Source organism: Pseudomonas sp. Pseusp97, assembly GCF_047304025.1.
GTDB lineage: Bacteria > Pseudomonadota > Gammaproteobacteria > Pseudomonadales > Pseudomonadaceae > Pseudomonas.
In genome coordinates this window covers 12,770-33,464 of the sequence record NZ_JBGLYK010000031.1, presented here as the reverse complement: position 1 = coordinate 33,464, position 20,695 = coordinate 12,770, and the positions used below count along the sequence as shown (strand labels likewise).

General features: G+C 63.7%; 13 protein-coding genes. 11 read left to right on the top strand and 2 right to left on the bottom strand.

All coding sequences use genetic code 11. The annotated features are described in order from the left end of the window. Positions 1–296: 296 nt before the first annotated feature. Entirely contained in the window at positions 297–2,726 is a 2,430-nt protein-coding gene (locus ACCC94_RS08735; RefSeq protein WP_413348937.1) for a penicillin-binding protein 1A, read from the bottom strand. Between the two features lie 185 nt (positions 2,727–2,911). On the opposite strand from ACCC94_RS08735, the gene ACCC94_RS08730 reads away from it, so the two are divergent. The 11 genes from ACCC94_RS08730 (at position 2,912) to hemE (ending at position 18,885) form a co-directional block, all read left to right on the top strand. Then, positions 2,912–3,976 carry a pilus assembly protein PilM gene (locus ACCC94_RS08730; RefSeq protein ID WP_017520515.1) on the top strand — a complete coding sequence of 355 codons (1,065 nt, stop codon included), beginning with the start codon at positions 2,912–2,914 and terminating at the stop codon, positions 3,974–3,976. Further along, on the top strand, positions 3,976–4,569 hold the full coding sequence (gene pilN / locus ACCC94_RS08725) for a type 4a pilus biogenesis protein PilN (protein WP_413348935.1): 594 nt from the start codon (positions 3,976–3,978) through the stop codon (positions 4,567–4,569). The genes ACCC94_RS08730 and pilN overlap by 1 nt, the downstream gene beginning before the upstream one ends. Further along, entirely contained in the window at positions 4,566–5,228 is a 663-nt protein-coding gene (pilO, locus tag ACCC94_RS08720) for a type 4a pilus biogenesis protein PilO (protein ID WP_413348933.1), read from the top strand. Before pilN ends, pilO begins: the two co-directional genes overlap by 4 nt. Beyond that, on the top strand, positions 5,225–5,749 hold the full coding sequence (gene pilP, locus ACCC94_RS08715; RefSeq protein ID WP_088416082.1) for a type 4a pilus biogenesis lipoprotein PilP: 525 nt from the start codon (positions 5,225–5,227) through the stop codon (positions 5,747–5,749). Before pilO ends, pilP begins: the two co-directional genes overlap by 4 nt. A 53-nt stretch (positions 5,750–5,802) precedes the next feature. Continuing rightward, positions 5,803–7,881, top strand: a complete 2,079-nt coding sequence (gene pilQ / locus ACCC94_RS08710) for a type IV pilus secretin PilQ (protein ID WP_413348931.1) — start codon at positions 5,803–5,805, stop codon at positions 7,879–7,881. An 8-nt stretch (positions 7,882–7,889) separates the two neighbouring features. Next, positions 7,890–8,408, top strand: coding sequence for a shikimate kinase AroK (gene aroK / locus ACCC94_RS08705; protein WP_413348930.1), 519 nt, complete (start codon positions 7,890–7,892; stop codon positions 8,406–8,408). 50 nt (positions 8,409–8,458) lie between these two features. Further along, positions 8,459–9,565: a 3-dehydroquinate synthase gene (aroB, locus tag ACCC94_RS08700; RefSeq protein WP_413348929.1), complete on the top strand. Its 1,107-nt coding sequence runs from the start codon at positions 8,459–8,461 to the stop codon at positions 9,563–9,565. 6 nt (positions 9,566–9,571) lie between these two features. Beyond that, a complete protein-coding gene (locus ACCC94_RS08695) occupies positions 9,572–11,260 on the top strand; it encodes an AAA family ATPase (protein WP_413348927.1) in 1,689 nt (562 codons plus the stop codon). Between the two features lie 461 nt (positions 11,261–11,721). Then, a complete protein-coding gene (gene gltB / locus ACCC94_RS08690) occupies positions 11,722–16,167 on the top strand; it encodes a glutamate synthase large subunit (RefSeq protein WP_413348926.1) in 4,446 nt (1,481 codons plus the stop codon). A gap of 27 nt (positions 16,168–16,194) precedes the next feature. After that, positions 16,195–17,628 carry an FAD-dependent oxidoreductase gene (locus ACCC94_RS08685; RefSeq protein ID WP_413348924.1) on the top strand — a complete coding sequence of 478 codons (1,434 nt, stop codon included), beginning with the start codon at positions 16,195–16,197 and terminating at the stop codon, positions 17,626–17,628. 192 nt (positions 17,629–17,820) lie between these two features. Then, positions 17,821–18,885, top strand: a complete 1,065-nt coding sequence (hemE, locus tag ACCC94_RS08680; protein ID WP_413348923.1) for a uroporphyrinogen decarboxylase — start codon at positions 17,821–17,823, stop codon at positions 18,883–18,885. Between the two features lie 343 nt (positions 18,886–19,228). Here hemE and gabP read toward each other — a convergent pair whose 3' ends face one another. Continuing rightward, entirely contained in the window at positions 19,229–20,620 is a 1,392-nt protein-coding gene (gene gabP, locus ACCC94_RS08675) for a GABA permease (RefSeq protein WP_413348922.1), read from the bottom strand. Positions 20,621–20,695 lie beyond the last annotated feature (75 nt).

Here is a 20,695-nt window from a genome sequence, read left to right as displayed (position 1 = left end):
GGTAGATGAGGTCGGGCGCGGGCTCGAGCGAGCGGGGCTGGGCGAGCAGGCGCAGCAAGGGCGCGCCGAGCAGGAGGGCGATCAGGCAGAACAGCCAGCCAGGCAGGGAGCGCGGCATCCGAAATGCCTGATGAAGTCGCTGCGGGAAGCCCCTGACGCGCCGGATGGGGTCGGTCGCCTGGGGTTGTTCACCGCCGCAAAGACCAGATTAATCAATGAGTTGGATAAATTCCACGAATTTCGCCGGGAATAGTTTCCGAATACGAAAAGGCCCCTCACGAGAGGGGCCTTTTCTGTCAGAACAGGTCTATGGGCGCTTCTTCGTCCGCCGGCATTCCGCTGCCAGGAGCGCTGCCGGGCGCCAGTTCGTTCATCGATGGCGGCGTGTCTTCGTTCTTGAACAGTTCGAAGTACGCCCCCGGAGTGCCCGGAGGAGCGGCGCGGCCAGTGACCGGGTCGATGCGCAGGCTGACCAGACCGGGCGGCTCGGGCAGCAGGTGCGACGGCTTGTCTTTCAGCGCCGCGCCCATGTAGCGCATCCAGATCGGCAGCGCGACGTTGCCGCCGTATTCGGCGCGGCCAAGGCTTTCCGGCTGGTCGAAGCCGACCCAGACGGTGGTCATGTAGTCGGCATTGAAGCCGGAGAACCACGCGTCCTTGGACTCGTTGGTGGTGCCCGTCTTGCCTGCCAGATCATCGCGCTTGAGCGCCAGGGCGCGGCGGCCGGTACCGCGCTTGATCACGTCCTGCAGCATGCTGGTCATGATGTACGCGGTGCGCGCATCGATGACGCGCTCGGCGGCGGCCGGTTCGATGGTGGTCCTGGCCTGGCTCGGGTCGTCGTTGCCGAAGGCGTCGGTGGGGGCAGGCTGCGGCTGGGCCTGCACCTGCTCTTCGTTCTGCGGGATGCTGGGCGGGTTGGCCTGGTACAGGACCTGTCCGTCGCGGCTTTCGATGCGCTGCACGACGTAGGGCGCAACCTTGAAACCGCCGTTGGCGAAGACGGTCCAGGCGCTGGCAATCTCCATCGGCGTCAGGGTCGCGGTGCCCAGGGCCATGGAAAGGTTCGGCGGCAGGTCGTCCTTGTTCAGGCCGAACTTGCTGATGCAGTTGCGCGCACGGTCTACACCCAGAGCCTGCAGGATGCGGATCGACACCATGTTGCGCGACTTGTACAGCGCTTCGCGCATGGGGATCGGACCGAGGAAGGTATTGGTGTCGTTCTTCGGACGCCAGACCTTGTCCAGGTATTCGTCGTAGAACACCACCGGGGCGTCGTTGATCAGCGAGGCGGCGGTGAAGCCGTTGTCCAGCGCGCAGCTGTAGATGAAGGGCTTGAAGCTGGAGCCGGGCTGGCGACGGGCCTGGGTGGCGCGGTTGTAGTTGCTCTGTTCGAAGGAAAAGCCGCCCACCAGCGCCATGATCGCGCCGTCCTGCGGATTGAGCGACACCAGCGCGCTCTGCGCGGCCGGCACCTGGGTCAGGCGCAGCGAACCGTCGTCCTTGCGCTGCACGCGGATCACATCGCCTGCCTGCACCACGTCGCTGGGTTGGCTTGGCATGCGGCCCATGCTGTTGTTGCTCAGGTAGGGGCGGGCCCACTTCATGCCGTCCCAGCTCAGCGCTTCTTCCTTGCCGTCGCGGGTCATGACCATGGCGCCGCTCTTTTCCACCTGGGTCACGATGGCCGGTTCCAGGCCGCCGAGCGGGCGCTGCTGCGCGATGGCCTGGCGCCATGCGTCGCGGGTCTTGCCGGGAAGGCGGGTCTCGGGGCCGCGGTAGCCGTGCCGCTGGTCGTAATCCTGGAGGCCTTCGCGCAGGGCGGTATTGGCGTCTTCCTGCAGGTCGCTGCGCACGGTGGTGTAGACGCGATAGCCCTCGGTGTAGGCATCCCCGCCGAAGCGGCCGACCAGCTCGGCGCGTGCCATCTCGGCGATGTAGGGGGCGGCCAGCTCCGGCGTCTGTACGTGGTAGGAGGCGCCGACCGGCTCCTGGATCGCTGCCTGGTAGCGCGGCTGGTCGATGAAGCCGAGCTTGAGCATGCGCTCGAGAATCCAGTTGCGTCGTTCCAGGCTGCGGGCGGCGTTGGCCAGCGGGTTGTAGCGCGACGGCGCCTTGGGCAGGCCGGCAATCATCGCCATCTGCGCCAGGCTCAGCTCCTTGATGGACTTGCCGTAATAGACCTGGGCGGCGGCTTCCACGCCGTAGGCGCGGTTGCCCAGGTAGATCTTGTTGACGTAGAGCTCGAGGATCTCGTCCTTGGTGAGCGAGCGCTCGATCTGCAGGGCAAGCAATATCTCGTTGATCTTGCGGGAGAAACTGCGCTCGTTGGTGAGGAAGTAGTTCTTCGCCACCTGCATGGTGATCGTGCTGCCCCCGGTCTGGATGTGCCCGGTTTTCAATAATTGCGCGGCAGCACGCATCAGGCTTTTGACGTCCACGCCATAATGGTTGGCGAAATTGTCATCTTCAGCCGATAACAGTGCGTGGGTGAAATCCGGGGGGATTTCAGCAAATCGAATCGGCGTTCGGCGCATCTCGCCAAACTCTGCTATCAATTTGTTATCAGCACTGTACACGCGCAGCGGCATCTGCAAGCGCACGTTGCGCAAGGCTTCCACGGACGGGAGGTTCGGGCTGAGGTACAGATAGGCGCCGCTGAAACTGAGCAGCACTCCACAAATAATGGTGACGCAAGTCCACCACAGAAACTTCAGCAGGCGCATCGGAAGGTCTTGGATTTCCAGAGAAAAGAAAGAGTTAAGCGGATGGCGCGGTAAAAAGGGAAAAGCTGATCACATTATAAGCAGTTTTTTTGCTGGCGAGCCATTTGCGCAGGTGTCAAGTCTGGTATCTAATGTGGAAAAACATAAATCGTCCGTAAGTCTCGGATGCTGATAGGAAATCAGTCGTGCTAGGGCTCTTCAATAAGAAAGCGAACACGCTGCTGGGGATAGACATCAGTTCGACTTCGGTCAAACTTCTCGAATTGAGCCGCTCTGGAGGCCGCTACAAGGTAGAGGCCTACGCTGTCGAGCCGCTCCCGCCCAATGCAGTCGTAGAAAAGAACATCGCTGAGCTGGAGGGTGTCGGCCAGGCGTTGTCACGTGTGGTCGCCAAGGCGCGGACCGCAGTGAAGACGTCTGCGGTCGCGGTTGCCGGCTCGGCGGTCATCACCAAAACCATCGAGATGGACGGCGGACTCTCGGACGACGAGCTGGAAAACCAGCTCAAGATCGAAGCCGACCAGTACATCCCCTATCCCCTCGAAGAGGTCGCGATCGACTTCGAGGTGCAGGGCACGTCCGCGCGCAACGCTGATCGCGTCGATGTTCTACTCGCCGCTTGCCGGAAGGAGAACGTCGAGGTACGCGAAGCGGCACTGGCGCTTGCGGGCCTGACGGCGAAGGTCGTCGATGTCGAGGCGTACGCGCTGGAGCGAGCGTTCAGTCTGCTGGGAGACCAGCTGGGCGGCAATGCCGACGAGCTCACAGTTGCGGTGGTCGATATCGGCGCCACCATGACCACGCTGAGCGTCCTGCACCACGGCCGCACCATCTATACGCGCGAACAGCTCTTTGGCGGGCGGCAGCTCACCGAGGAGATCCAGCGCCGCTATGGGCTGTCGGTCGAGGAAGCGGGTCTTGCCAAGAAACAGGGCGGTCTTCCGGATGACTACGACAGCGAAGTGCTGCAGCCGTTCAAGGACGCCGTGGTTCAACAGGTGTCCCGCTCGCTGCAGTTCTTCTTCGCAGCCGGCCAGTTCAACGATGTGGACTACATCCTGCTGGCAGGCGGCACCGCGTCCATTCCTGACCTGGATCGCCTGATCCAGCAGAAGATCGGTACTCCGACCCTGGTGGCCAACCCGTTCGCCGACATGGTGCTGAGCGGCAAGGTCAACGCCGGTGCGCTGGCCAGTGATGCGCCTGCGCTGATGATTGCCTGCGGTCTGGCGATGAGGAGTTTCGACTGATGGCACGCATCAACCTATTGCCCTGGCGGGAGCAGCTGCGCGAGGAGCGCAAGCAGCGCTTCCTGGTGATCCTGGGCGCTGTGCTGCTGGCTTCCGGGGCCGTGATCTTCCTGGGCGACCAGTACTTCAATTCGGCCATCGAGAACCAGGGCGCGCGCAACGATTTCCTGCGCAAGGAAATCGCCGTGCTGGACGCGCGGATCAAGGAGATCAGCGAGCTCAAGACGCGTCGCCAGCAATTGCTCGAGCGCATGAAGATCATCCAGGACCTGCAGGGTAACCGCCCGATCATCGGTCGGGTATTCGACCAGTTGGTTCGCACCCTGCCTGACGGTGTGTATTTCACCGGCCTGAAGATGACCGGTAAATCCATCGCCATTGCCGGCGCGGCCGAATCCAACAACCGCGTGTCCAACCTCATGCGTAACCTGGATTCTTCCGAGTGGCTGACTTCGCCGAACCTGACCGAGGTGAAAGCGGTGACCCAGGGAGCCCTGGATCAGGCGAACGTCTTCCAGTTGACCGTGCAGCAGACCCAGCCCGGCAGTGAGGAACAGGACAAGAAAAGTCCCGCGCAAGGAGCCAAGAAATGAGTCTGGCCAGTTCTCTGGAGAGCTTGCGCAAGATCGACATCAACGATCTTGATCTGAACAACCTCGGTTCCTGGCCGGCGGCGGTCAAGGTGATTGCCTGCATCCTGCTGATGGCGGTGGTGCTGGCGCTTGGGTACAACTTCCATCTGAAGGATCTGCAGGAGCAGCTCGATCGCAACCGCGAAGAGGAGCAGACCCTCAAGCAGCAGTTCGCGACCAAGGCGTTCCAGGCAGCGAACCTGGATGCCTACAAGGTGCAGATGAAGGAGATGGAAGAATCCTTCGGCGCCTTGCTGCGCCAGCTGCCCAGCGATACCGAGGTTCCCGGGCTGCTGGAGGACATCACCCGCACCGGCCTGGGCAGCGGTCTCGAATTCGAAGAGATCAAACTGCTGCCGGAGGTGACGCAGCAGTTCTATATCGAGTTGCCGATCCAGATCAGCGTGGTGGGCGGTTATCACGACCTGGCGACCTTCGTCAGTGGCGTGTCCAGCCTGCCGCGGATCGTGACGCTGCATGATTTCGACATCAAACCCGCGAGCCCCGATAGCACCTCCAAGCTGCGCATGAGCATCCTGGCAAAGACCTACCGGTATAACGACAAGGGCGTGAAGGCGACTGCCCCGGCGGCTGGAGCGAAGACAGGAGCTAAGAAATGAGGGGGCGCCTGATCATCTGCAGTTTCCTGCTCCTGACGTTGAATGGCTGTGGCTCGGGTGGCGATTTCGCCGACCTGCAGGCTTACCTGGACGAGGTCAGGGCTCGCCCGAAAGGCGCGATCGAGCCGCTGCCCAAGTTCCAGGCATACGAGGCCTTCACCTATAGCGCCTCGTCCCTGCGCAGTCCTTTCCAGCCGCCGGTGAAGATCGATCTGGCGGTCAAGCAGAAGGGCAACAAGGTCATCAAGCCCGATGAAACACGGGTCAAGCAGTTCCTCGAAGGCTTCAATATCGAGACTTTCGAGATGGTCGGCACGCTGGCCAGGGATAACCAGACCTTCGCTCTCGTGAAAGGTGCAGGAGGGGTGCACCGAGTGCGAGTGGGTGATTACCTTGGGCGCAACGACGGCAAGATCGTTGCGATCAGCGAAGCCAAGATCGACGTGATTGAAATCGTTCCTGATGGTGAGGGTGGCTGGCTGGAGCGTCCGCGCAGCCTGACTCTCAAGGAACGCTCCTAAGGGCGGGGATGAACATGGATAACAAACAGCAGTCTGCACGACGGATTCAGACGATGAATAGAAAGCTTTCCCGCCTGAGCATTTCCGTGCTCGCGGCCGTATTCGCGCCGGCACTGCTGGCCGCCAACCTGCAGAGCGTCGATGTGGCAGCCCTGCCGGGCGATCGGGTGGAGCTGAAGCTCGGCTTCGACGAGCCGGTGGCGGCCCCGCGCGGTTACACCATCGAGCAGCCGGCGCGTATCGCGCTGGATCTGCCGGGCGTGCAGAACAAGCTGGGTAGCAAGAACCGCGAGCTGGGTGTCGGCAATGCCCGTAGCCTGACCGTGGTCGAGGCCAAGGACCGCACCCGCCTCATCGTCAACCTCAGTACGCTGGTGCCTTACACCACGCGTGCCGAAGGTTCGAATCTCTACGTCGTCGTCGGTGCGGGCGGTGCGACTTCCAGTTCCTACGCTTCTGCTGCGCCGTCGCCGGCTCCGGTTGCCAAGCCTGCCCAGCCCAAACCTTACATCCCGGCTGGCAAGGCGATCCGCAATATCGACTTCCAGCGCGGCGAACAGGGCGAAGGCAATGTCGTGATCGATCTGTCCGATCCGACGGTAAGCCCTGACATCCAGGAACAAGGCGGCAAGATCCGCCTGGACTTCCCGCGTACCCAGCTGCCGGACAACCTCCGCGTTCGCCTGGACGTGAAGGACTTCGCCACCCCGGTGCAGTTCGTCAATGCCTCGGCTGCTGGCGACAAGGCCAGTATCTCCATCGAGCCGACCGGGCTGTACGACTACCTCGTCTACCAGACCGACAACCGCATGACCGTCAGCATCAAGCCGCTGACCCAGGACGATGCCGAGAAGCGCAAGAAGGACACCTTCGCCTATACCGGCGAAAAGCTGTCGCTGAACTTCCAGGACATCGACGTGCGTTCAGTGCTGCAGCTCATTGCCGACTTCACCGACTTGAACCTCGTGGCCTCGGACACCGTGCAGGGCAATATCACCCTGCGTCTGCAGAACGTGCCGTGGGACCAGGCGCTGGATCTGGTGCTCAAGACCAAGGGCCTGGACAAGCGCAAGGTCGGTAACGTCCTGCTGGTCGCGCCGGCCGACGAGATCGCGGCTCGCGAGCGTCAGGAGCTGGAAGCGCAGAAGCAGATATCCGAACTGGCCCCGCTGCGTCGTGAACTGATCCAGGTGAACTACGCCAAGGCTTCGGATATCGCCAAGCTGTTCAGTTCCGTCACCGGTAGCGGTGGGAGTGCTCCGGGGAGGGCTGCTGTGGCTCAGGAAGACAGCCGTGGCTCGATCACAGTGGATGACCGCACTAATAGCATCATCGCGTACCAGACCCAGGATCGCCTGGATGAGCTGCGCCGTATCGTGGCCCAGTTGGATATTCCGGTTCGTCAAGTGATGATCGAAGCGCGCATCGTTGAAGCCAATGTTGATTACACCAAGGAATTGGGCGTGAACTGGAGCGGCTCCCTGTCCGGTCACGGTAATTTCGATGTCTCCGGCGGCACTAACAGCACTGGCAATACCTTCGTCGACCTGGGAACCTCAAGTACCACTCCGACCTCGGGTATCAGCATCGGCTTCACGACTAACAACACCATTCTGGACCTTCAGCTCAACGCCATGGAAAAAACCGGTAACGGTGAAGTGGTCTCCCAGCCGAAGGTCGTCACTTCCGACAAGGAAACTGCGAAGATCCTTAAGGGCTCGGAGATTCCATACCAGGAAGCCAGCTCCAGTGGCGCGACTTCGGTGTCGTTCAAGGAAGCGGCGCTGTCGCTGGAAGTGACTCCGCAAATCACGCCTGACAACCGCATTATCATGGAAGTGAAGGTCAACAAGGACGAGCCGGACTACGCCAACGCGCTGAACGGTGTCCCGCCGATCAAGAAGAACGAGGTGAATGCCAAGGTGCTGGTCAACGATGGCGAAACCATCGTGATCGGTGGTGTGTTCTCCAATACCCAGACCAAGTCCACGGCCAAGGTGCCGTTCCTGGGCGACGTGCCGATGATCGGCCGCCTTTTCAAGAACGACTATGTAACCGACAGCAAGAACGAGCTGCTGGTTTTCCTAACCCCGCGGATCATGAATAATCAGGCCATTGCAGTCGGCCGTTGATCAATGTCGTGTCCAATTTGATTCTGGTAGGCCCGATGGGGGCTGGAAAAAGCACCATCGGGCGTCTTCTCGCCAAAGAGCTTCACCTCGTCTTCAAAGATTCGGATAAGGAAATCGAGCAGCGCTGCGGAGCCAACATCCCCTGGATTTTCGATGTCGAGGGCGAGGCTGGCTTCCGCGAGCGTGAGCAGGCGATGCTGGCCGAGCTGTGCGATGAAGGGGGCATGGTCATCGCCACGGGCGGCGGCGCGGTCATGCGCGATGCCAATCGCCTGATCCTCAAGAACGGCGGCAAGGTGATCTACCTGCATGCCTCGGTCGAGCAGCAGATTTCCCGCACGGCGCGCGACAAGAACCGCCCGTTGCTGCAGAAGCCCAATCCGGAACAGATCCTTCGCGACCTCATGCAGATGCGCGATCCGCTTTATCGCGAAATCGCCGACGTGATCATCGAAACCGACGAGCGGCCTCCGCGACTCGTCGTCCTGGAGATCATCGAGCGCCTGCGTGAGCTGGAGCGCCATTAACGGCGCTGCAATCTGCGGTATCCTAGTCCCCTTTATTGCCTGGGGGTTTCATGCGCACACTCAACGTCGATCTGGCCGATCGCAGCTACCCGATCTACATCGGTGAGGGGCTGCTGGATGATCCGCGCTACTTCGAGCCGCATATCCGCGGCCGCCAGGTAGCCATCGTCACCAACGAAACCATCGCGCCGCTGTACCTGGATCGACTGCAGAAGACCCTGGCCGCCTACAAGGTCACCCCGGTCGTGCTCCCTGACGGCGAAGCCTACAAGCAGTGGGAAACCCTGCAGCTGATCTTCGATGGCCTGCTGACCGCACGCCACGACCGCAAGACCACCCTGATCGCCCTGGGCGGCGGCGTCATCGGCGACATGACCGGTTTCGCCGCAGCCTGCTACCAGCGCGGCGTCGACTTCATCCAGGTGCCGACTACCCTGCTGTCGCAGGTGGACTCCTCGGTGGGCGGCAAGACCGGCATCAACCACCCGCTGGGCAAGAACATGGTCGGCGCCTTCTACCAGCCCCAGGCCGTGGTCATCGATACGGCGACCCTCAGGACCCTGCCGCCCCGCGAGCTGTCGGCGGGCCTGGCGGAAGTGATCAAGTACGGCTTCATCTGCGACGAGCCGTTCCTCACCTGGCTGGAAGCGCACATGCAGGATCTGCTGGCGCTGGAATCGGCAGCACTGACCGAAGCCATCGAGCGTTCCTGCGCGGCCAAGGCCCGCGTGGTGGGCGCAGACGAGAAGGAAACCGGTGTCCGCGCCACGCTGAACCTGGGCCATACCTTCGGTCATGCCATCGAGACCCACATGGGCTACGGCGTCTGGTTGCACGGCGAAGCCGTGGGTGCGGGAACCGTGATGGCACTTGAGATGTCGCATCGGCTGGGATGGCTGACAAAGGCCGAACTCGACCGCAGCATCCGCCTGCTTGCCGCGGCGAATCTGCCGGTGGTCCCGCCGCAGCAAATGAACGCCGAGCATTTTCTCGAGCACATGGCCGTCGACAAGAAAGTGCTCGATGGCCGTCTGCGTCTGGTATTGCTCCAAGGGCTGGGGGGCGCGGTCGTGACCGCCGAATTCCCCCGTGAGATTCTGGAAGAAACACTGCGCGCTGACTACCAGGCACTGGTCGGTCAGGCAGGAGAACACTGAGGTCCCATGTCCAGCTTGCATGCCGATGAGGCCTTCCTGGCCCACTACCAGTTCAGCCACGACCCTTTCGCACCGCGGGTTCCGGGCTTCAAGTTCTTCCCGGCGCAGCGCAAGCCCGTACTGGGCCAGCTGCACCACCTGGCGCGATACAGCCACCTGCTGCTGGCCGTCACCGGCCCGCTGGGCAGCGGCAAGACCTTGCTGCGCCAGGCCCTGGTGGCCAGCACCAACAAGGACGCCGTCTCCAGCGTGGTGATCTCCGGTCGCTCGGTGACCGACGAAGCCACCCTGCTGCGCCAGCTCGCGCAAGGCCTGGGCATCACCCAGACCAGCATCGAGGCGATCCTCGCCAAGGTCGCCCAGTTGGCGATCACCGGCCAGGACGTCTACCTGCTGGTGGACGACGCTGAGCAACTGCGCGACGACGCCCTGGAAGTCCTCCTGCTGCTGGCCGCCGGAAACTCCGAAGCGCGCCTGCACGTCTTCCTGTTCGGCGAGCCCGAGCTGCTGTCCCGCCTGGAAGTGCTGTCCGAGGGCGAGGAGCGCTTCCACGCCATCGAACTGCAGCCATACAGCGAGGAAGAGACCCGCGAGTACCTTGCGCAGCGTCTGGAAGGGGCAGGGCAGGGCATCGAGCTGATTTCCGCCGACCTGCTGGCTGACATCCACGAACAATCCGGCGGCTGGCCGGGCACCATCAACCAGACTGCCCGCGATGCGATGATCGAAGCGATGCTGGCCGATCGCAGCGGCGAGCGCAAAGCTGCCGGTGCCGGCTTCAAGCTGCCGAAGAAGCACCTGGCGATCCTCGGCGTGGTCGCCATTGGCGTCATCGCTGCCTGGTTCATGCAGGGCAAGACCAGCAAGCCGGAAACCGCGAGCAGCACTGCCGCTCAGACTTCGTCGCAACTGCCGCTGGGCGGTGCTGCTCCCCAGCCGAACGCGCAGCCGCAGCCGGATGCCCAGGGCAATGGCCCGTCGGTGGAGTTCGCCGGTTCCAACCAGCCTCTGCCGTTGCCTCTGGTGGGCGAAAGCCAACCGGTGATCCGTGAACCCCTGGCCCAGGCCGGCGGCCAGGACGATGCCGACGAAGGTGCCATGCCTTCCGCGGCCATTCCGCCGACCGTGACGACCACCGCGCCGCCGGTGACTCCGCTCGCCAACAATGGTCCGAAACCGCTGAACCCGGTGCCGGCGGCGCCCGTCCAGCAGCAGGCCGCGATCCAGCCGGCCCCGACTGCCGCACCTGCTCCGCGCCCGGAGCCGGTCAAGCCTGCAGCCACCGCGCCAGCCAAACCCGTCCAGGCTGCCAAGCCGGCCGCGACCAAGCCCGCCACCACCGTCGCCAGCGCCAAGCCGGCAACTGCCGCCAGCAAGCCCGCCGCGGCAACCGGTAGCGCCGGCGGCAGCAGCTGGTACCAGTCCCAGGCCGGCTCGCGCTACTCCGTGCAGGTGCTGGGCACTGGCTCCGAATCCAGCGCCAAGGCCTTCATCAGCCAGCAGGGCGGTGGCGACTACCGCTACTTCCGCAAGAACCTGCAGGGCAAGCCGTTCTACGTCGTGACCTACGGCAGTTTCGCCGACCGCGCCTCGGCGCAGGCGGCGATCAAGAAGCTGCCGGCGAAGATCCAGGCCTCCAAGCCCTGGGCTCGTCCGTTCTCCAGCATCCAGCAGGACATTGCCGGGGCGCGCTGAAAGGTCGCACTGTCGCAATATTGAAAAAGCCGAGCCCCGTATCACGGGGTTCGGCTTTTTTATTGGCTTGTGTCTTTTGCTGCATTCTTATAAAAATGCGACATCGGGTGTCAGTAGTGCGTCAAAAAAAACAGTGACGTCGCTTTCCCCATGTGTACAATGACCTCCCTTTGCCTATCGGAAACTTGCCGCTTGAGCGAGTAGACAGGCGAAGTGCTTGAAGAGGGTCTGCTGACGTTTCGTCATGGCCAGGGCCGGAACCGCCGCTACGTTGGGTAAGACGTGGCACCTCGCGCGGGACGGTCATTCCAGGTGAACCAGGGGCTAGAACGGCGCTGCTCGATAGAAGCGGCCCGAGCCTTTGCGGTGCGCGGGAAACGAGCCTGCACGGCGAAACAGGGCGATGGCGAAACGTCTGCAGACCCTGGAATTTATAAAAGTTTTGCCGGTGAGAGTTCCCTATGAAAGCAGGTCTGTACCATCCTGAGACGTTCAAGGATAACTGCGGATTCGGTCTGATCGCCCATATGACGGGCGAGGCAAGCCACGAACTTCTGCAAACCGCCATCGAAGCACTGACCTGCATGACCCACCGAGGTGGGATCAACGCGGACGGGAAAACCGGGGACGGCTGTGGGCTGCTGATCCAGAAGCCCGACCAGTTCCTGCGTGCCGTAGCCCAGGAATCCTTCGGCGCCGAGCTTCCTGACCAGTACGCGGTCGGGATGGTCTTCTTCAACCAGGACCCGGTGAAAGCCGAAGCCGCCCGCGCGAACATGAACCGCGAGATCGAGCGTGCCGGCCTGAAGCTGGTCGGCTGGCGCAAGGTGCCGATCGACACCAGCGTCCTGGGTCGCCTGGCGCTGGAGCGCCTGCCGCAGATCGAGCAGGTGTTCATCGGTGGTGAAGGCCTGTCCGACCAGGAATTCGCGGTCAAGCTCTTCAGCTCCCGTCGCCGTTCCTCCGTGGCCAATGCCGAGGACGCCGATCACTACGTCTGCAGCTTCTCGCACAAGACCATCATCTATAAGGGCCTGATGATGCCGGCGGACCTCGCCGCCTTCTATCCGGACCTCTCCGACGAGCGCCTGAAGACCGCCATCTGCGTCTTCCACCAGCGCTTCTCGACCAACACCCTGCCGAAATGGCCGCTGGCCCAGCCGTTCCGCCTGCTGGCGCATAACGGCGAGATCAACACCATCACCGGCAACCGCAACTGGGCCCAGGCCCGTCGCGCCAAGTTCGCCAACGAGTGGATGCCGGACCTGGACGAGCTCGGCCCGCTGGTCAACCGCGTGGGTTCGGACTCCTCCAGCATGGACAACATGCTCGAGCTGATGGTTACCGGCGGCATGGACATGTTCCGTGGCCTGCGCATGATCATTCCGCCGGCCTGGCAGAACGTCGAGACCATGGACGCCGACCTGCGCGCCTTCTACGAATTCAACTCGCTGCACATGGAGCCGTGGGACGGCCCCGCCGGCGTCGTGCTGACCGACGGCCGCTACGCCGTCTGCCTGCTCGACCGCAACGGCCTGCGCCCCTCGCGCTGGGTCACCACCAAGAACGGCTACATCACCCTCGCCTCGGAAATCGGCGTGTGGGACTACAAGCCCGAGGATGTCATCGCCAAGGGCCGTGTCGGCCCGGGCCAGATCCTCGCGGTGGACACCGAGACCGGCCAGCTGCTGCAGACCGAGGACATCGACAACCGTCTGAAGTCGCGCCACCCCTACAAGCAGTGGCTGCGCCAGAGCGCGCTGCGCATCCAGGCGACCCTGGACGATGACCAGGGCGTGGCCAGCTACGACGGCGACCAGCTCAAGCAGTACATGAAGATGTTCCAGGTCACCTTCGAGGAGCGTGACCAGGTGCTGCGTCCGCTCGCCGAGCAGGGCCAGGAAGCGGTCGGCTCGATGGGCGACGACACCCCGATGGCGGTGCTGTCCAAGCGCATCCGCTCGCCGTACGACTACTTCCGCCAGGTCTTCGCGCAGGTCACCAACCCGCCGATCGACCCGCTGCGCGAAGCGATCGTGATGTCCCTGGAAACCTGTCTGGGCATCGAGCAGAACATCTTCGAAGAGTCCCCGCACCACGCCAACCAGGCGATTCTGACCACCCCGGTGATCTCCCCGGCCAAGTGGCGGACCCTGATGAACCTGGAGCGCCCGGGCTTCGACCTGCACCGCATCGACCTGAACTACGACGAAAGCGTCGGCCTCGAGACGGCGGTGCGCAACATCGCCGACCAGGCCGAGGAAGCCGTGCGCGCCGGCAAGGTGCTGCTGGTGCTCTCCGACCGCGACATCGCCCCCGGCAAGCTGCCGGTGCACGCGGCCCTGGCCGTTGGCGCCGTGCACCACCGCCTGGTGCAGACCGGCCTGCGCTGCGACTCCAACATCCTGGTGGAAACCGCCACCGCCCGTGACCCGCACCACTTCGCGGTGCTGGTGGGCTTCGGTGCGTCCGCGGTCTACCCGTACCTCGCCTACGAGGTGCTGGCCGACCTGATCCGCACCGGCGAAGTGCTGGGCGACCTCTACGAGGTCTTCAAGTACTACCGCAAGGGCATCTCCAAGGGGATGCTGAAGATCCTCTCGAAGATGGGCATCTCCACCATCGCCTCCTACCGTGGCGCCCAGCTGTTCGAAGCCATCGGCCTGGCCGACGAAGTCACCGGCCTGTGCTTCCCGGGTACCCCGAGCCGCATCCAGGGCGCGCGCTTCCTCGACATCGAGAACGAGCAGAAGCTGCTGGCCTTCGAGGCCTGGAACAACCGCAAGCCGATCCAGCAGGGCGGCCTGCTGAAGTTCGTCTACGGCGGCGAGTACCACGCCTACAACCCGGACGTGGTGAACACCCTGCAGGCCGCCGTGCAGCAGGGCGACTACGCCCGGTTCAAGGAGTACACCGCGCTGGTCGACCAGCGTCCGGTTTCCATGCTGCGCGATCTGCTCAAGGTGAAAACCAGCGAGCAACCGCTGAGCCTTGACGAGATCGAGCCGCTGGAGTCCATCTTCAAGCGCTTCGACGCCGCCGGCATTTCCCTCGGCGCGCTGTCGCCGGAGGCTCACGAGGCCCTGGCCGAGGCCATGAACCGCCTGGGCGGCCGCTCCAACTCCGGTGAGGGTGGCGAAGACCCTGCGCGCTACGGCACGCTGAAGAGCTCGAAGATCAAGCAGGTGGCCACCGGCCGCTTCGGTGTGACCCCGGAATACCTGGTCAACGCCGAAGTCCTGCAGATCAAGGTGGCCCAGGGCGCCAAGCCCGGCGAAGGCGGCCAGCTGCCCGGCGGCAAGGTCAACGGCCTGATCGCCCGCCTGCGCTATGCCGTGCCCGGCGTGACCCTGATCTCGCCGCCGCCGCACCACGACATCTACTCCATCGAAGACCTCGCCCAGCTGATCTTCGACCTCAAGCAGGTCAACCCGCAGGCGCTGGTGTCGGTGAAGCTGGTTTCCGAGCCGGGCGTCGGCACCATCGCCGCCGGCGTGGCCAAGGCCTATGCCGACCTGATCACCATCTCCGGCTACGACGGCGGTACCGGCGCTTCGCCGATCACCTCCATCAAGTACGCCGGTTCGCCGTGGGAGCTGGGCCTCGCCGAGGCGCACCAGACCCTGCGCGGCAACGACCTGCGCGGCAAGGTCCGGGTGCAGACCGACGGCGGCCTGAAGACCGGCCTGGACGTCATCAAGGCGGCCATCCTCGGCGCCGAGAGCTTCGGCTTCGGCACCGCGCCGATGATCGCCCTGGGCTGCAAATACCTGCGCATCTGCCACCTGAACAACTGCGCCACCGGCGTCGCCACCCAGAACGACAAGCTGCGCAAGGACCACTTCATCGGCACCGTGGACATGGTGGTGAACTTCTTCACCTTCATCGCCAGCGAGACCCGTGAATGGCTGGCCAAGCTCGGCGTGCGCAGCCTGGAAGAACTGATCGGCCGCACCGACCTGCTGGAGATCCTCCCGGGCGAGACGCCCAAGCAGGGCAACCTCGACCTCACGCCGCTGCTGGGCAGCGACCTGATCCCGGCCGAGAAGCCGCAGTTCTGCGTCGTCGACAAGAACCCGCCGTTCGACCAGGGCCTGCTGGCCGAGAAGATGGTCGAGCTGGCTCGCGGCGCCATCGAAGGCGCCAAGGGCGGCGAGTACGAACTGGATATCTGCAACTGCGACCGTTCCATCGGCGCGCGGATTTCCGGCGAGATCGCCAAGGTCCACGGCAACCAGGGCATGGCCAAGGCGCCGATCACCTTCCGCTTCAAGGGCACCGCGGGTCAGAGCTTCGGCGTTTGGAACGCCGGCGGCCTGCACCTGTACCTGGAAGGCGACGCCAACGATTACGTCGGCAAGGGCATGACCGGCGGCAAGCTGGTCGTCACCCCGCCCAAGGGCAGCCCGTTCAAGTCGCAGGAATCGGCCATCGTCGGCAACACCTGCCTGTACGGCGCCACCGGCGGCAAGCTGTTCGCCGCCGGCACCGCGGGCGAGCGTTTCGGCGTGCGCAACTCCGGCGCCCACGCCGTGGTGGAAGGCACCGGTGACCACTGCTGCGAATACATGACCGGCGGCTTCATCTGCGTACTGGGCAAGACCGGCTACAACTTCGGCTCCGGCATGACCGGCGGCTTCGCCTATGTCCTCGATCAGGACAACACCTTTGTCGACCGCGTGAACCATGAGCTGGTGGAAATCCAGCGCATCAGCGGCGAGGCGATGGAGGCCCAGCGCAACCATCTGCGCAAGGTGCTGGTCGAGTACGTGGCGGAAACGGCGAGCGAGTGGGGCGCACATCTGCTGGAGAACCTCGACGACTACCTGCGTCGGTTCTGGCTGGTGAAACCGAAGGCCGCAAGCCTCGGTTCCCTGCTGACCAGCACTCGTGCCAACCCGCAATAAGCGCCTGAAGTTTGATGAGGTCTCTAAATGTCTGAACGTCTGAGCTCTGATCGCCTGAACAACGACTTCCAGTTCATCGAAGTCGGGCGCAAGGATCCGAAGAAGAAACTGCTACGCCAGCGCAAGCGCGAGTTCGTGGAAATCTACGACCTGTTCAAGCCGGCGCAGGCCGCTGACCAGGCGCATCGCTGCCTGGGCTGCGGCAACCCTTACTGCGAGTGGAAGTGCCCGGTGCACAACTTCATCCCCAACTGGTTGAAGCTGGTCTCCGAAGGCAACATCCTCGCCGCTGCCGAGCTGTCCCACCAGACCAACACCCTGCCGGAAGTCTGCGGCCGGGTGTGCCCGCAGGACCGCCTGTGCGAAGGCGCCTGCACCCTGAACGACGGCTTCGGCGCGGTCACCATCGGCTCGGTGGAGAAGTACATCACCGATACCGCCTTCGCCATGGGCTGGCGACCGGACATGTCCAAGGTCAAGCCCACCGGCAAGCGTGTCGCCGTGATCGGCGCGGGCCCGGCGGGCCTGGGCTGCGCCGACGTGCTGGTGCGCAACGGTGTAACCCCGGTGGTGTTCGACAAGAACCCGGAAATCGGCGGCCTGCTGACCTTCGGCATCCCCGAGTTCAAGCTGGAGAAGCAGGTGCTCTCGCGCCGTCGCGAAGTCTTCACCGGCATGGGCATCGAGTTCCGCCTGAACACCGAGATCGGCAAGGACGTCACCATGGAGCAACTGCTCGATGAGTACGATGCCGTGTTCATGGGCATGGGCACCTACACCTACATGAAGGGCGGCTTCCCCGGCGAGGACCTGCCCGGCGTGCACGATGCGCTGGACTTCCTGATCGCCAACGTGAACCGCAACCTGGGCTTCGAGAAGTCGCCGGAAGACTTCGTCGACATGAAGGGCAAGCGCGTCGTGGTACTGGGCGGTGGCGACACCGCGATGGACTGCAACCGCACCTCCATCCGCCAGGGCGCCAAGAGCGTGACCTGCGCCTACCGCCGTGACGAAGAGAACATGCCCGGTTCGCGCAAAGAGGTGAAGAACGCCAAGGAAGAGGGCGTGAAGTTCCTCTTCAACCGCCAGCCCATCGCCATCGTTGGCGAGGACAAGGTGGAAGGCGTGAAGGTGGTCGAGACCCGTCTCGGCGAGCCGGACGCCCGCGGTCGTCGCAGCCCCGAGCCGATCCCGGGTTCCGAGGAAATCATCCCGGCCGAAGCCGTGCTGATCGCCTTCGGCTTCCGCCCGAGCCCGGCACCGTGGTTCGACCAGCACCAGGTGGAAATCGACAGCCAGGGCCGCGTCATCGCCCCGGCTGCCTCGCAATTCAAGCACCAGACCAGCAACCCGAAGATCTTCGCCGGTGGCGACATGGTCCGTGGTTCCGACCTGGTGGTGACTGCGATCTTCGAAGGGCGCACGGCGGCTGAAGGCATCCTGGACTACCTGGGCGTCTAAGCGGGACCTGTAGGAGCGAGCTTGCTCGCGAACCCTGGACCCGCAGCGGGGTTTTGTTCGCGAGCAAGCTCGCTCCTACGAAGAGCGCAGCCAGTGCGGCAGAATGCCGCGATGGACGAAAGGCACGGCACCCGCCGTGCCTTTTCTTTTGGGCTTTGCGAAAATGCCCGCACTTTTTTTCCGGATGCCGTTATGACTGCCCTGAAGAACGATCGCTTCCTCCGCGCCCTGCTCAAGCAGCCCGTCGATGTCACCCCCGTCTGGATGATGCGCCAGGCCGGCCGCTACCTGCCGGAGTACCGCGCCACCCGCGCCAAGGCCGGTGACTTCATGAGCCTGTGCATGAACCCGCAGATGGCCTGCGAAGTGACCCTGCAGCCGCTGGACCGCTACCCGCAGCTGGACGCGGCGATCCTCTTCTCCGACATCCTCACCATCCCCGACGCCATGGGCCAGGGCCTGTATTTCGAGACCGGCGAAGGCCCGCGTTTCAAGAAGGTCGTGACCACCCGGGCCGATATCGACGCCCTGCCGATCCCTGATCCGGAGAAGGACCTGGGCTATGTGATGGACACCGTGCGCACCATCCGCCGCGAGCTGAACGGCCGCGTTCCGCTGATCGGCTTCTCCGGCAGCCCCTGGACCTTGGCCACCTACATGGTCGAAGGCGGTTCCAGCCGCGACTTCCGCAAGACCAAGGCGATGCTCTACGACAACCCGCAGGCCCTGCACGCCCTGCTGGACAAGCTGGCGCAGTCGGTCACCAGCTACCTCAACGGCCAGATCCTCGCCGGCGCCCAGGCGGTGCAGATCTTCGATTCCTGGGGCGGCGCGCTGTCGGCAGCGGCCTACCAGGAGTTCTCCCTGGCCTACATGCAGAAGATCGTCGACGGCCTGATCCGCGAACACGAAGGTCGTCGCGTGCCGGTCATCCTCTTCACCAAGGGTGGCGGCCTGTGGCTGGAGTCCATGGCCAATACCGGCGCCGAAGCGCTCGGCCTGGACTGGACCTGCGACATCGGCAGCGCCCGCGCCCGCGTCGGCGACAAGGTCGCGCTGCAGGGCAACATGGACCCGGCGGTGCTCTACGCCAAGCCGGAAGCCATCCGCGCCGAGGTGGCATGCATCCTCGGCGCCTTCGGCAACGGCAATGGCCATGTATTCAACCTTGGCCATGGCATCACTCCGGAAGTCGATCCGGCACACGCCGGCGCCTTCTTCGAGGCGGTGCACGAGCTGTCGGCGCAGTATCACTGAGCCTGACGCCTGACTGAAAAAGCCCCGCAAGTACGGGGCTTTTTCGTTTCTGGTAGCTGGGTTCGCGAGCAATAACGATGGCGTCCCCCTCGCTCCTACGAAAAGCACGCCGTGCTTACCGGATACCTGTAGGAGCGAGCTTGCTCGCGAACCGCCCAGACGCCGGTCTTGCCGGCGGATCGTGGACAAGGTCCGCTCCTGCGAAAGCCAACCCGAGCGTAGGAGCGGACTCTGTCCGCGATCAGCCTGAACGGCAACATATTCGACGACGCCATGAAAAAAGCCCCGCTCTGCAGCGGGGCTTTTTCGTTCCTCAGAGAGCCTCAGGCCCCCTCAGGGTGCTTCATGCAGCATCGCCCACCAGGCCGGCGGCACGCTGTGCCTTGCGGCGGTTGGACACCAGCAGGCCCGAGCAGACCACCACGACGGTCAGCAGGGTGGTGGCGACCACTTCCATGCGGTGGTCCGGGCGGATCAGCATGATCACCAGGGCGCCGACGATGAACAGGATCACCGCCCAGGTCAGCCACGGGAACAGCCACATCTTCAGCTTCAGCTGGTGGCCCTGGGCGAGCAGCTTCCTGCGCATGCGCAGCTGCGACAGGGCGATCACCAGGTACACCAGCAGCGCGATGGCGCCGGAGCTGGCCAGCAGGAAGTTGAACACCTCGGCCGGGGCCAGGTAGTTGGCGAAGGTGCAGAGGAAGGCCATGGCGGTGGACAGCAGCACGGCGTAGACCGGGGTGCGGCTGGCGCTGGTCACCTGGGCGATCTTGGGTGCGTCGCCACGCTTGCTCAGCGAGTACATCATGCGCGAGGCGGTGTAGAGCGCCGAGTTCAGGCAACTGGTCACCGAAACCAGCACGATGATGTCGACGATCAGCTTGGCGTACGGGATGTGCAGGTGTTCCAGCACGGTCTGGTAGGAGCCCATGCTCACCAGGCGCGGGTCGTTCCACGGCACCAGGCAGACCACGATCAGGATCGACAGCAGGTAGAACAGCGCGATACGCCAGATCACCGAGTTGGTGGCGCGGGTGATCTGCTGCTCCGGGTCCTTGGACTCGGTGGCGGCGATGGTGACGATTTCCGAGCCCATGAAGGAGAACATGGTGGTCAGCAGCGCGGCGAGCACGGCGCCCCAGCCCTTGGGCAGGAAGCCTTCGCTGGTCAGGTGGCCGATACCGGAGACTTCGCTGTTGGGCGAGAAGCCGAAGATGGCCGCGCAGCCCAGCACCAGGAAGGCAATGATCGAGACCACCTTGATCAGCGCCAGCCAGAACTCGAACTCACCGTAGTTCTTCACGCTGAACAGGTTGGTCACGGTCAGCGCGGAGGTGATCAGGAAGGCCAGCACCCAGATCGGCGCGCCGGGGAACCAGGCGTGGATGATCGCCGCGGCGGCGTTGGCTTCCAGCGGAATCACCAGCACCCAGAACCACCAGTACAGCCAGCCGATGGTGAAACCGGCCCAGTGACCGATGGCGCGGTCGGCATAGGTGGAGAAGGAGCCGCTGTCCGGCTGCGCGACGGCCATTTCGGCCAGCATGCGCATCACCAGGACCACCAGCAGGCCGGCGATCAGATAGGACACCATGACCGCCGGGCCGGCTTCGGCAATGGCGTGGCCGGAGCCCACGAACAGGCCCGCACCAATGGCGCCGGCGATCGAAAGCATCGTGACGTGACGATTTTGCAGGCCCTGGGAGAGCCCGGAAGAAGGGGTGCTGCTCATGCTTTACCTACAACTACGGGGGAATTGCGTACTGCGGGAGTCGAGGTCCGTTTCAGGATTCCAACAAGTCGTTCG

Excerpts from the sequence above, each read along its gene's own strand:
- ACCC94_RS08735 (WP_413348937.1), bottom strand. The coding sequence starts at position 2,726 with ATGCGCCTGCTGAAGTTTCTGTGGTGGACTTGCGTCACCATTATTTGT.
- pilN (WP_413348935.1), top strand. The coding sequence starts at position 3,976 with ATGGCACGCATCAACCTATTGCCCTGGCGGGAGCAGCTGCGCGAGGAG.
- pilO (WP_413348933.1), top strand. The coding sequence starts at position 4,566 with ATGAGTCTGGCCAGTTCTCTGGAGAGCTTGCGCAAGATCGACATCAAC.
- pilP (WP_088416082.1), top strand. The coding sequence starts at position 5,225 with ATGAGGGGGCGCCTGATCATCTGCAGTTTCCTGCTCCTGACGTTGAAT.
- pilQ (WP_413348931.1), top strand. The coding sequence starts at position 5,803 with ATGAATAGAAAGCTTTCCCGCCTGAGCATTTCCGTGCTCGCGGCCGTA.
- aroB (WP_413348929.1), top strand. The coding sequence starts at position 8,459 with ATGCGCACACTCAACGTCGATCTGGCCGATCGCAGCTACCCGATCTAC.
- ACCC94_RS08695 (WP_413348927.1), top strand. The coding sequence starts at position 9,572 with ATGTCCAGCTTGCATGCCGATGAGGCCTTCCTGGCCCACTACCAGTTC.
- gltB (WP_413348926.1), top strand. The coding sequence starts at position 11,722 with ATGAAAGCAGGTCTGTACCATCCTGAGACGTTCAAGGATAACTGCGGA.
- ACCC94_RS08685 (WP_413348924.1), top strand. The coding sequence starts at position 16,195 with ATGTCTGAACGTCTGAGCTCTGATCGCCTGAACAACGACTTCCAGTTC.
- hemE (WP_413348923.1), top strand. The coding sequence starts at position 17,821 with ATGACTGCCCTGAAGAACGATCGCTTCCTCCGCGCCCTGCTCAAGCAG.
- gabP (WP_413348922.1), bottom strand. The coding sequence starts at position 20,620 with ATGAGCAGCACCCCTTCTTCCGGGCTCTCCCAGGGCCTGCAAAATCGT.